Below are 12,438 nucleotides of genomic sequence, written 5' to 3' on the forward strand. Positions count from 1 at the left end.
CCACCAATACTGCCGAAACAGGTTACGGTTAGTTGTGTACCTCTAACTTCTTATGGCTTCCTTCAGACCCCACCGTTGGCCAGTGACGCCCTTGCCATTCAGATTATCTTCCCCTTAGTCAGGGTAATAAGGCATCTTTCAGCCTATCGGGTTTGCCAGCTTCGCTGGGCAAACAAAAAACCCAGTAATGACACTGGGTTATGGTATGCTTAGATCTTTATTCTTACACTCTTAGTTTAACTGTGTGCTAGAACGGTATGTCGTCATCAAAATCAATGGTTGGTTCCATTGGGTTAGACGCGCCGCCTTGTGGAGCACTTTGCGGTTTAGGAGCAAAGCCACCTTGCTGTTGTGGTGCACTACTTTGCTGTGGTGCAAAACCACCTTGTGGCTGCTGATATTGGTTATTTTGCTGTGGTGCAGGAGCAGACTGTGGCTGTGCTGCTGGTGCAGACTGCTGTTGTGGAGCATAACCACCTTGCTGTTGGTTATTCTGCCCTTGGTTGTTTTGGTAACCACCACTTTGTTGGCCGCCTTGTGATTGATTATTTTGATAACCACCACTTTGCTGTCCGCCTTGAGATTGATTACCTTGGTAACCACCACCTTGCTGGTCGCCACCACGACTCCCTAACATTTGCATTTGGCCGGTAAAACCGTCAACTACAATTTCAGTCGTGTATTTTTCTTGGCCTTGTGGGTCAGTCCATTTACGTGTTTGAAGTTTACCTTCAACATAAATTTGTGAACCTTTACGGCAATATTCACCAACAATTTCTGCTAACTTGCCAAAAAATACCACACGGTGCCACTCAGTTTTATCAACCATTTGGCCAGTGTTTTTGTCTTTGTAGCTATCTGAAGTTGCTAAGGTGATATTTGCTACACCGTTGCCATTAGGCATATAACGTACTTCAGGATCTTGTCCTAAATTACCAACCAAAATTACTTTGTTCACACCGCGTGCCATGGAACTATCTCCTATAAACGTTAGATTAAACCAGCTACTTTACGTGCTTGGTCTAGGTCAAATTCTTTATCATTAATCTTTAAGTAGCTGCGGCTTTCGTCGCGCACTACAGTTGCTTCTATTACGCCAGGTAAAGCAACTAACAGAGAAGCAAGCGACTGTGCCTGCTCTTCTGAGTCTAATTTGGTCATTAAGCTAATAACTTTACTTTTGGGTGGGACTTGCATTTTCCACGCAATAATAAGCCATATTAACCCAACAAGTGCCGCTGCCGCAAACACCGCTTGCGTTGTTGTGGTTTGTGCTACATAACCGCCAAGCATACCGCCTAAAAAGGCACCTAAAAACTGGCTAGTAGAATACCCACCCATGGCAGAACCTTTTTGGCTTGCTGGTGCAATACGCGATACTAGCGCTGGCATGGTGGCTTCTAAAAAGTTAAATGCAACAAAATACAACAGCATACAAACAGCAATACCTACAATACTGTTAACCCATACCGACATAGCCAGCATGCTCAACATTAACAGTATAACGGAGCCAATAAATGCCTGCTTTTCTTTCTCTTTTTTAATGGCGATTATCATAATAGGCACCATTAATAAAAAAGCTAAAAATAATACTGGGATATATAAATGCCAGTGATTATCGGCCACTAAGCCATCTTTAATAAGCTGACTCGGTAACACTACAAAAATAGTAGTGAGGGTTAAATGTAATAGTAATACGCCCGCATTTAAGCGCGCTAGCTGCGGGTGTTTAATCAATTTTTTAATATCGCTAAAGCTGGCGAGGGTATCGCCTTTAGGGGCTTTATTAACCGCATTAGGCACTAGCATAGTCACTATAAATATGCCGATTATAGCTAATATTGCGGTTAACCAAAATACCCCCGAAATACCCCACGAGGCAGCAACGATTGGCCCAAGTAACATAGCAAACGCAAAGCTCATGCCTATGCTCATACCAATAACGGCCATTACTTTAGGGCGTTGTTCATCGCGGCTTAAATCGGAAGCAAATGCCAGTAATGCACTGGCTATAGCGCCCATGCCTTGTAGCGCACGCCCAACTGTAACCATTTGAATTGAATCGGCTAATGCAGCTATTACCGAACCCAGCGCAAACATTAGTAAGCCGCCAACAATAACCTTTTTACGGCCAATTTTATCAGACAGTCGGCCCATAGGTATTTGCAACACCGCTTGAGTTAACCCATACGCGCCAATAGCAAAGCCTATCCAGATAGGCGAAAAGCCCTCCAATGATTGGCCATAAATAGCTAATACAGGCATCAGCATAAATAAGCCGAGCATTCTAAATGCAAACACACTAGCTAGCGATATGGCAGCGCGTTTTTCTCGTGAATTAAGTGAAGATGCGGTCATTATTTGCGTGATCTTACTGTGTGGAAAATTTAGGCTGATATTCTACCATAAGCTTACTAATAATTAATCGTCATAAGTAAGGATTTTTCATTGATCATAGATTAATAATGTTACGTATTATGCGATACTGGACAAATAATTTTGGTAATAGACGAGATAGCATGGAAAACATTGAAGTCCGAGGCGCCCGCACGCACAATTTAAAAGACATCAGCCTAACCATCCCACGTGATAAGTTAATTGTTATTACTGGCCTATCTGGTTCGGGTAAGTCTTCGCTTGCATTTGATACTTTGTATGCAGAGGGGCAGCGTCGTTATGTTGAATCACTTTCTGCGTATGCAAGGCAGTTTTTATCACTGATGGAAAAACCCGATGTAGATCATATTGAAGGTCTTTCTCCGGCTATTTCTATTGAGCAAAAGTCAACATCGCACAACCCGCGTTCGACTGTGGGTACGATTACCGAAATTTATGACTATTTACGTTTAATGTTTGCCCGCGTGGGCGAACCGCGTTGCCCAACTCACGACCTACCGTTAGCCGCACAAACTATTAGCCAAATGGTCGATACTGTTTTAGCTCTGCCTGAGGGCAGTAAACTCATGTTGCTTGCACCGGTAATAAAAGAGCGTAAAGGTGAGCATGTTAAGCTCCTTGAGCAATTGGCGAGCCAAGGCTACATTCGTGCCCGTATTGATGGCGAAGTATGTGACCTATCGGATCCACCGCCACTTGATCTACATAAAAAACATACTATAGAAGTAGTTGTAGACCGCTTTAAAGTAAAAGATGGCCAACAACAGCGTTTAGCTGAGTCATTTGAAGCTGCATTAGAAATGTCGGGTGGCGTGGCTAACATAGCTTATATGGATGACAGCAGCGCAGAAGAAATGCTGTTTTCGGCTAATTTTGCCTGCCCTACTTGTGGCTATGCCATGACCGAGTTAGAGCCAAGATTGTTTTCGTTTAACAATCCAGCCGGAGCATGCCAAAGCTGTGACGGCCTAGGCGTACGCCAATATTTTGATCCAAACCGCGTAGTACAAAACCCTGAACTAAGCTTGGCCGGTGGCGCAATTAAAGGCTGGGATAAACGTAGTTTTTATTATTACCAAATGCTACAAGCCGTTGCGCAGCATTATAATTTTGATTTAGATGTGCCATATCAGGATTTAGATAAAACCTCGCAAAAAATCATTTTAGAAGGCTCAGACACTACTAAAATAGCCTTTAGCTACCGTAACGACCGCGGCGATTTGATTACCCGTAATCACGAGTTTGAAGGGGTACTTAATAATATGTACCGTCGCTACCGTGAAACTGAATCAAACTCGGTACGTGAAGAACTAGCAAAGTATCAAACCAGCCAGGCTTGCCCTAGCTGTCATGGCTCGCGTTTACGCCAAGAGTCACGCCATGTATTCATTGGCCAAACTAACTTACCCACTATTACTCATATGAGTATTGGTGAAGCAATGGACTTTTTTGAAGGGTTAAAACTAACCGGACAAAGAGGCCAAATAGCTGAAAAAATATTAAAAGAAATTCGCGACCGTTTATCGTTTTTAATTAACGTGGGTTTAAACTACCTCTCACTCGATAGAAGTGCCGATACGCTTTCGGGCGGTGAAGCACAACGTATTCGCCTTGCAAGCCAAATTGGCGCAGGCCTAGTGGGTGTTATGTATGTACTGGATGAGCCATCAATTGGTTTGCATCAGCGCGATAACGACCGATTATTAAAAACATTGGTGCATTTACGTGATTTAGGTAACACGGTCATTGTGGTTGAGCACGACGAAGATGCCATTCGCGCAGCCGATCACATTATTGATATTGGCCCAGGTGCTGGTGTGCATGGCGGGCATATTATTGCCCAAGGTACTCGCGACGATATTTTAGCCTGTAAAGAGTCGGTTACTGGGCAGTTTTTATCCGGCGTACGTAGAATAGAAATACCTAAATTACGCCACCCCACTAACGACAAATGGCTGGAGTTATTTGGCGCTACTGGTAACAACTTAAAAAATGTTGATTTAAAAATTCCATTTGGCTTAATGACCTGTGTAACAGGTGTGTCTGGCTCGGGCAAGTCTACGCTCATAAACGACACCTTATTTAAGCTTGCGCATACTGAATTAAATGGCGCAACAACTGCCGAAGCTGCTGCGTATAAATCAATTTCAGGGCTTGAGCATTTTGATAAAGTGATCGACATTGATCAAAGCCCCATTGGCCGCACACCACGCTCTAACCCGGCTACTTATACTGGTATTTTTACTGGTATTCGTGAATTATTTGCCGGTACGCAAGAGTCGCGCTCTCGTGGTTATAAAGTAGGTCGCTTTAGCTTTAACGTTAAAGGCGGACGCTGTGAAGCTTGCCAAGGCGATGGCGTAATTAAGGTAGAAATGCACTTTTTACCTGATGTGTACGTGCCGTGCGACGTATGTAAGGGTAAACGATATAATCGCGAAACCCTTGAAGTACTGTATAAGGGTAAAAATATTCATCAAGTACTCGACATGACAGTGGAAGATGCCCACGACTACTTTGATAAAATACCGGCCATTGCACGCAAACTTAAAACCCTGATGGACGTAGGTTTATCGTACATTCGTTTAGGCCAAGCAGCTACAACGCTTTCGGGCGGTGAAGCACAGCGAGTTAAATTAGCCCGCGAGCTGTCAAAACGCGATACCGGTAAAACGCTATACATACTTGATGAACCAACAACAGGCTTACACTTTGCCGATATTGAACAGCTGCTTGTTGTACTTCATCGCTTGCGCGATCACGGTAATACTATTGTTGTTATTGAGCATAACCTCGATGTTATTAAAACCGCAGATTGGGTTATCGATTTAGGCCCTGAAGGCGGAGCTGGCGGTGGTGAAATACTCATTGCAGGTACACCTGAGCAAGTAGCCGAGTGTGAGCGCTCGCATACTGGTCGTTATTTAAAAGAACTGCTTAAATAACGAGTGCAGCTTAGCTGGGTAGCTGGGTAGCTATTCATTTTTTTGTGTATTTGGTGGTTAACTTCTTTTATTAACCGCCAAATATACTAATAAAACAAAAATGCCGCTTTATAAATAAAGCGGCATTTTTATTGATCATTTTAACTAGCAAGGTTTAGCCGCGAGGAATAAAACCGAGTGCATCGTACACAGCTTTTAACGTACCTTCGGCTTGGCTGCTGGCTTTTTCTGCGCCACGCTTCATGATGTTATTAAGGAGTGTTTGATCTTCTCTGATCTCTTTAAAACGCGCTTGAATTGGCTCAATCATTGCCACCACCGCATCTGCTGTGTCTTTTTTCAGATGGCCGTACATTTTGTCTTCGTACTCTGGCACTAAATCTTCAATTGAACGTTTAGTTGCCACACTTAACAAGGTAAGTAAGTTTGACACTCCAGGCTTTTCAGCTCGGTCAAAGTAAATACGCGCTTGTTCGTCTGAATCGGTAACTGCTTTTTTCAGTTTTTTCTCAATCTTTTTTGGCTCATCTAACATCATAATAAAACCATTTAGATTTTCATCAGACTTAGACATTTTTTTCAGCGGATCTTGCAAGCTCATTACTCGCGCACCAAACTCTGGAATATACGCTTGAGGTATTTTAAATACCTCGCCATACAGGTTGTTAAAACGTGTTGCGATATCGCGGGTTAGTTCAAGGTGTTGCTTTTGATCTTCCCCTACCGGCACTTGCTCTGCTTGGTATAATAAAATATCGGCCGCTTGTAATACTGGGTAAGCAAATAAGCCCACGTTAATATTGTGCGCGTGCGTTGCCGACTTATCTTTAAACTGGGTCATACGATTAAGTTCGCCCATTTGTGCATAACAGTTTAATACCCAAGCAAGTTGTGCATGCTCTGGTACTTGCGATTGCACAAATAACGCGGCTTTTTCTGGGTTAATACCACAAGCAGTATAAAGCGCTACACCATCTAAAACTCGCGAGCGAAGTAATTCAGGGTCTTGACGCACAGTTACTGCGTGAAGATCTGCAAGCATAAAGTAGCTATCATAGTCTTCCTGTAACTTTAGCCACTGGTTAATAGCGCCAACATAGTTGCCTATTGTCATACCACCGGTTGGCTGCACGCCACTTAAAACTACTGGTTTACTCATGATTTTCCTTTATTTTGCTTAATTAACAGCACTTAGCGCTGTGTAAGAACAGGTATTATATCTAAGAAGTTATCGCATAGGTACTGTGGATTATAGTCCTTAAGGTTTTCACCTTGATTATAACCATAGCTCAGTGCAATAACGTCAATTTTAGCTGCATTGGCAGCTAGTATATCGCTTTTAGAGTCGCCAATCATAATCGCTTTACTGGGCTCAACATTTAGTTTATTACAGGCAAATAACAACGGCTCTGCTGATGGCTTTTTAGCCATGTCATCACCACAAATTATTAGCTCAAAATGACTCGTTAAGGCTAACTTATCCAGTAATTTTTCGGTAAATAAACGATCTTTATTAGTGATCAATGCCTTGGGCATACCACGTAGGGCAGCAAGCCCAGTTTCAACATGTTGGTAAAGTACGCTATATTCACCTACTTGCTGTTCATAATGTTGGTAAAATAATGTAAATGCTTTATCGCTAAGTACTTTATCTAAATGCTCACTTATTTGCATTTCGCCACTCAGTGCGCGTTTTACTAATACTTCTATACCATTACCAACCCAGCTTTCTACTAAGCGCTGGCTAACAATCGGAAATGCTAAGTCGCTCAAAGTAAGATTAAGTGCTATGTATAAATCGTATACACTATCTACTAAGGTGCCATCTAAATCAAACAGGGCTAGGTCGTACTTCATTATTTAACACTTCCTAATTGCTCACGCATTTGATCGATAACTTCTTGGTAATTTGGCTGGTTAAAAATGGCTGATCCCGCTACAAACATATCAGCTCCTGCCTCTGCAGCAGCGGCAATGTTATCGACTTTTATTCCGCCATCAACTTCTAAGCGTATATTGCGACCCGATTCTACAATACGTTGTTTTGCTTGGCGTAGTTTTTCTAAAGTATGCGGAATAAAGCTTTGCCCACCAAACCCTGGATTAACCGACATAATTAAAATAACATCAATTTTATCCATCACATGATCAAGAAAGCTCAAGCTAGTACCTGGATTAAACACTAAACCAGCTTGGCAGCCATGATCTTTTATTAATTGTAATGTGCGGTCAATATGCTCACTGGCTTCTGGATGAAAGGTAATAATTGAAGCACCGGCCTCGGCAAACTGAGGAATAAGGCTATCAACCGGTTTAACCATTAAATGCACATCAATAGGCGCTTTAATGCCGTAATTTCTGAGCGCTTTACACACCATAGGGCCAATAGTTAAGTTAGGCACATAGTGATTATCCATCACGTCAAAGTGAACCACATCGGCACCCGCAGCAAGTACACTATCAACATCTTCACCTAGTTTAGCGAAATCAGCAGATAAAATAGAAGGGGCTATTAAGTATTTTTTTTCTGGGTTCAACATAGTTAATCCGGCAATGAATAATATATTGCGTTAATGTAACTTAATTAATGATGTTACCCAAGTAATCGCGACAAATATAATGGCTTAATAAAAATAAAGATTATTGATAAGCCTTTATTTTCATTCGACTTTAGAAGCTAATGATAAAATTTAAGTTTGTTATTTAAGCAATTTTTGTTATGCTTAAAAAAGGATCAAATTATTAGGTTTAAATCATGCGTGCTTTTAAAACGGGGATATTAATGGCGTCAGCACTTTTGTTTGTTGGAGCGTTAAATTTTATCTCAAGTTCTGAGCAAGATTTAACAGCAATTAACAATTGCCAGCAAAAACAAACAACCACTACAGATACAGCTGTAAGTGCTTGCCTTAAAGTAACAGATGAGTCGTCTTGGTCTTCATGGATAACAGGCGACAGCCGCAGTGCACAGTTTCATTATTTAGATTTATTAGAGTTGCTTACAAGCTCTGGTGATTCTAAAAAGCTTCCCTCTTTAAAACCATCATTTTAAATATGCGACAGTTTTTTAGCGCCTTACAAAGTGTACTTGCTGCATTTTTTGGGGTGCAATCTAACCATAAACGCCACGCAGACTTTAAACACCACTCGCCAGTTAGCATTATCATAATAGCTATTTTGCTTTTTATTGTTTTTATTATTTCGATTTACGCGATTGTTGTTTCGGTGCTAAGTACATAGCCATTAGCTCGCTCACTTTATTACGCGATCCGCCTTTTGGGCTAATAGTACGCTTTACCTGAATTTGATCTAATGTGGCTTGGCTATAAATTTTACGCGTCCATACCGTATCATGGTTAGAGATAAGCACTGGAGTATCGTTTTCAAACGCCGCTTGCTCGGCTAAATTTGCTAGATTTGCTTGATCATCTAAATTAAAACCGCCCTTCGCATACGAGGTAAACGAGGCTGTTTTACTTAAAGGCACATACGGTGGATCACAATAAATAACTGCATTTTTAGGTACTAGTTTAAAAATATCATCGTAATCAAGGCAGGTAAACGTAGCCTGTTGCGCTTTTTTAGCAAAAAAGTACATTTCTTTTTCGGGAAAATAAGGCTTTTTGTATTTACCAAAAGGTACATTAAAAATACCCTTTAAGTTATACCTACAAAGCCCGTTATAACCGTGTCTATTCATATATAAAAACAGCATTGCGCGTTCGTATATATCGCTACTTTGATTAAATTGCACGCGGTATTCGTAGTAAGCATCGGGATGATTATTTAAATCCACAAACAGCTTTTTAGCATCACTTATAAACTCATCGGGCGAGTTTTTAAGTTCTTTGTATAAATTAATTAAATCGGCATTAATATCATTAAGAATGTAGTGTTTAAAATCGCTATTTAAAAACACTGAGCCGGCACCAACAAAAGGTTCAACCAAAGTATCAGCCTGCTGGCTAGCTTGCTTTAGTCGCGCGTTAATATCTTCAACTAGACTGTATTTTCCGCCAGCCCATTTAAGGAAGGCTCTACTCTTTTGCTGCATTGGCTCTTTACTTCAATCTGGTGTTGCGCGATTTTACACTAAAGTTGCTTAGTTTACTGATCAACTAATACAATTTCTTGTTTTATTTTGCTTATTTTTTTATAGAAAGGCTTATTTATTTTAGCCTCTGCAGGCAAAGCGCTCATAGCTAACTTTGCAGCATCCATATTAGTAAAACTACCTACAGTTACCACCCACCAAGTTTTATTATTTCTTTTAGTTTGATAGGTATGCGCTACTTTTTGTAGTTTATGCTGGCTAATAAATTCAGCACTGACTTGTTGCTGAGTAATCGCTAATAATTGAATAACTGTATTTGTGTCGGGCTGTTGTAAGTACCATGCATTACCTGTGAGTATTTTGCTCTCAACCTGAGCTGAAATATTACTGTGTGGCTGCGTTGCTAATATCTTTGGCTCTACCGATGGTGTATTTTTAGAGCTGGGAGTTGTTTGCTTCGCAGTCAGACTTTGCATAATTGCAGGCACATCATTATGCGGTGTTTGTAGCTCAACTGTGCTTGCAGGTAAGTTAGGTGACGCTGCAATAGCGCTATTGTCGCTAGCTATCGCTAATGGCTGCTGTATTTGCTTAACCGAAATTGCCGTTGTGAGCACTTCAGGCTCAGCTTGCTGATAATATTGTTGCCACCATTGGGTCATGTCTGATTTATATAACAAGCCAATTATTAAAAACAGAATAATTAACATCAAAATTAATAAATGCAAACGCCAAGATACTTTATCTTTTACAACAACATCCGCTATGTGTTCTGTTGCTTGCCAGCTCAGTAATAAATTGGGATTACCCTGTGCCGCGGCTATAAAAGCTTGGTAAACTGGGTCTTCATCATAAGGCAGGTCGCTAAAATACCAACGCATTAACTGCTTACTTTCACTTTGGTTTAATGGCTCTAAGTGAATGTTTATTGCCGCTGCAAAGGCCAGTTTTGACTGCGCAGCAAGCATAATATAAAGCGTACTGGGGGAGTTTTTAGCCAGTAGTTCTAACTCTACCTGTAATTCTTCTGATAAGTGCCTGGCGTTATCTAGCACCCATAAACAAGGGCCACAAGCTTGCTGTTGTAATAATTGATAAAAGTTTTCGGATAGGCTCAAGCTATGATCAATTAAAGGTGCATTAAAGCTTTGCTCTAATAGCTCGCTCATTAATTGAATGTCTGTCATTTGCGCTGTTACTTGCACAAATGCTTTATTAAAATCGTTATATTTATCAGTAATAAAAGTTTCGAGTAGGTAGCTTTTACCTAGGCCAGAGGTGCCTAGTAAAACAATCAGGTTTTGTCCGTACTCAAATTGCAGTGCGATTCTATCCACCAATGCCGCACGGCTTGGTAAAATTTGTGGCTGCATTATTGCTCGATTAACGCTCGAACTTGGTCATCTGAAACATCATCCACTAATGCACATTGTCCAAATTGGGTGGGCAGAATAAAGCGGATAGTACCCTTTTTATTCTTTTTGTCTTTACGCATATGCTGCAAAAAATGCTCGCTGGTCATTACCGGCGGGATCTGCGTGGGTAAGCTATATTGCGCAATTAAACCAGAGATACGAGTAACGTCCTCAGCGGTTAAATCTTGGCGTGTATATGCTAGTTTTGCAGCAAGTACCATACCTGTTGCTACTGCTTCGCCATGTAGCCAAACACCGTACCCCATTTGCGCTTCAATTGCGTGCGCAAAGGTATGACCTAAGTTTAATAGTGCTCTTAGGCCTTGCTCTTTTTCGTCTTGAGCTACAATTAGCGCTTTAATTTCACAGCACCTATAAATTATATGCTGTAAACAGGCTTCATCTAATTGCTGTAAACGCTCAACATTTTGCTCTAAGTAAGCAAATAGCTCAGTATCGTAAATCAAACCGTATTTAATCACTTCAGCCATACCGGCTGCAAACTCGCGCGCAGGTAAAGTATGTAATGATTGTGTGTCGATAAAAACAGCTTGTGGCTGATAAAATGCCCCAATCATATTTTTACCTAGTGGATGATTTACCGCTGTTTTTCCACCTACCGACGAATCAACTTGTGATAATAGTGTCGTTGGCATTTGAATAAAGGGAATGCCACGCTGATAACATGCAGCAACAAAACCAGTTAAATCACCAACAACGCCGCCACCTAATGCAATTAAGCAGGTGTCACGACCACAGTTATTTTCGAGTAAGAATGCCGATATTTTTTCAAACCAGGTAAGCGATTTATATTGCTCGCCATCAGGAATAATAAAGTGCAGTGGATTCAATGTTGCTAACTGCGCTAATAAGCCCTGTAAATACAAAGGCGCAATAGTGTCGTTAGTAATGATGATAGGCCGACAATCACCAATGTGATGAACTAGGCGGCCATTATCTTGAAGTGTAGATTGACCAATATAAATAGGGTAACTTCGCTCGTCTAAATTAACAGATAATTCAAGCATGCTTAGCTATTTCCTTTAATATTAGTAATTAAAAATCCAATTTCTCGATGATTTGGTTAGCAACAACTTTAGCGCTTTGCTCATCAGTGCGTACAACAAAATCAGCCACTTCTTTATATAACGGTTCGCGTTCTTCTGCTAAACGTTCTAATACATCACGAGGTGCTTCTTCTGTTTGCAGTAATGGGCGACGCTTGTCGCGTTGTGTGCGTGCAACTTGTTTTTCAATCGGTGTCTCTAGGTATACTACAATACCGCGAGCCGAAAGCTTGTTTCTAACTTCTTTACTCATTACTGAACCACCACCGGTTGCAAGTACAATACCCTGCATTTCGGTTAGATCGCCAATAACAGATTCTTCACGAAGTCTAAAGCCTTCTTCACCTTCAAGATCAAACACCCAGGCAATATCTGCACCGGTACGGCGTTCGATTTCTTGATCAGAATCAACAAATTCAAGGTGTAATTGGTCAGCGATGTGACGACCAATCGTACTTTTGCCAGCCCCCATGGGGCCAACTAGAAATATATTACGTTTCTCAGCCATATCTTTTAGTACAAACGAACTCTAAAATTTGAAATAAAACCCCGCCTAACGA

The 12,438-nt window shown here is 41.1% G+C and carries 12 protein-coding genes; 3 read left to right on the plus strand and 9 right to left on the minus strand.

Going from position 1 to position 12,438, the window contains the following annotated elements; genetic code table 11:
* Positions 1-247: 247 nt before the first annotated feature.
* Both ssb and H5058_RS07575 read right to left on the minus strand, forming a co-directional pair.
* On the minus strand, positions 248-970 hold the full coding sequence (gene ssb / locus H5058_RS07570; RefSeq protein WP_182677553.1) for a single-stranded DNA-binding protein: 723 nt from the start codon (positions 968-970) through the stop codon (positions 248-250).
* Between the two features lie 20 nt (positions 971-990).
* Positions 991-2,358: an MFS transporter gene (locus H5058_RS07575; protein ID WP_089368797.1), complete on the minus strand. Its 1,368-nt coding sequence runs from the start codon at positions 2,356-2,358 to the stop codon at positions 991-993.
* A gap of 161 nt (positions 2,359-2,519) precedes the next feature.
* Here H5058_RS07575 and uvrA point away from each other — a divergent pair, with 161 nt between their 5' ends.
* The gene (gene uvrA, locus H5058_RS07580) at positions 2,520-5,342 is read left to right on the plus strand and encodes an excinuclease ABC subunit UvrA (protein ID WP_182677587.1); all 2,823 of its coding nucleotides are present in this window, start codon (positions 2,520-2,522) and stop codon (positions 5,340-5,342) included.
* A gap of 154 nt (positions 5,343-5,496) precedes the next feature.
* On the opposite strand, the gene trpS is transcribed toward uvrA, so the two are convergent.
* The 3 genes from trpS to rpe are packed head-to-tail and all read right to left on the minus strand — an operon-like array spanning position 5,497 to position 7,882.
* Positions 5,497-6,501, minus strand: coding sequence for a tryptophan--tRNA ligase (gene trpS, locus H5058_RS07585; RefSeq protein ID WP_011329353.1), 1,005 nt, complete (start codon positions 6,499-6,501; stop codon positions 5,497-5,499).
* Positions 6,502-6,533: 32 nt separating this feature from the next.
* Positions 6,534-7,199 (minus strand): phosphoglycolate phosphatase, encoded by a 666-nt coding sequence (locus tag H5058_RS07590; RefSeq protein WP_089368798.1) that lies wholly within the window; start codon positions 7,197-7,199, stop codon positions 6,534-6,536.
* The gene (rpe, locus tag H5058_RS07595) at positions 7,199-7,882 is read right to left on the minus strand and encodes a ribulose-phosphate 3-epimerase (protein ID WP_179808010.1); all 684 of its coding nucleotides are present in this window, start codon (positions 7,880-7,882) and stop codon (positions 7,199-7,201) included. The genes H5058_RS07590 and rpe overlap by 1 nt, the downstream gene beginning before the upstream one ends.
* A gap of 215 nt (positions 7,883-8,097) precedes the next feature.
* Between rpe and H5058_RS07600 the strand changes: the two genes are divergently transcribed.
* Positions 8,098-8,394, plus strand: coding sequence for a hypothetical protein (locus tag H5058_RS07600; RefSeq protein ID WP_089368800.1), 297 nt, complete (start codon positions 8,098-8,100; stop codon positions 8,392-8,394).
* A gap of 2 nt (positions 8,395-8,396) precedes the next feature.
* Complete coding sequence (locus H5058_RS07605) at positions 8,397-8,582, plus strand: DUF2970 domain-containing protein (RefSeq protein WP_058374262.1); 186 nt, start codon at positions 8,397-8,399, stop codon at positions 8,580-8,582.
* Here the strand turns inward: H5058_RS07605 and H5058_RS07610 are convergent.
* From H5058_RS07610 to aroK, 4 genes are read right to left on the minus strand one after another with little or no spacing between them, the layout of a single operon-like run.
* On the minus strand, positions 8,539-9,396 hold the full coding sequence (locus H5058_RS07610) for a Dam family site-specific DNA-(adenine-N6)-methyltransferase (protein ID WP_011329357.1): 858 nt from the start codon (positions 9,394-9,396) through the stop codon (positions 8,539-8,541). The genes H5058_RS07605 and H5058_RS07610 overlap by 44 nt on opposite strands.
* Positions 9,397-9,449: 53 nt before the next feature.
* On the minus strand, positions 9,450-10,769 hold the full coding sequence (locus H5058_RS07615; RefSeq protein WP_089368801.1) for an AAA family ATPase: 1,320 nt from the start codon (positions 10,767-10,769) through the stop codon (positions 9,450-9,452).
* A complete protein-coding gene (aroB, locus tag H5058_RS07620) occupies positions 10,769-11,839 on the minus strand; it encodes a 3-dehydroquinate synthase (RefSeq protein ID WP_089368802.1) in 1,071 nt (356 codons plus the stop codon). The genes H5058_RS07615 and aroB overlap by 1 nt, the downstream gene beginning before the upstream one ends.
* Positions 11,840-11,867: 28 nt before the next feature.
* The gene (gene aroK / locus H5058_RS07625; protein ID WP_008466255.1) at positions 11,868-12,386 is read right to left on the minus strand and encodes a shikimate kinase AroK; all 519 of its coding nucleotides are present in this window, start codon (positions 12,384-12,386) and stop codon (positions 11,868-11,870) included.
* Between the last annotated feature and the right edge of the window lie 52 nt (positions 12,387-12,438).

Origin of the sequence: Pseudoalteromonas sp. SR45-4, from assembly GCF_014163535.1 — a bacterium.
In the GTDB taxonomy this organism is placed as follows: Bacteria; Pseudomonadota; Gammaproteobacteria; order Enterobacterales; family Alteromonadaceae; genus Pseudoalteromonas; species Pseudoalteromonas nigrifaciens.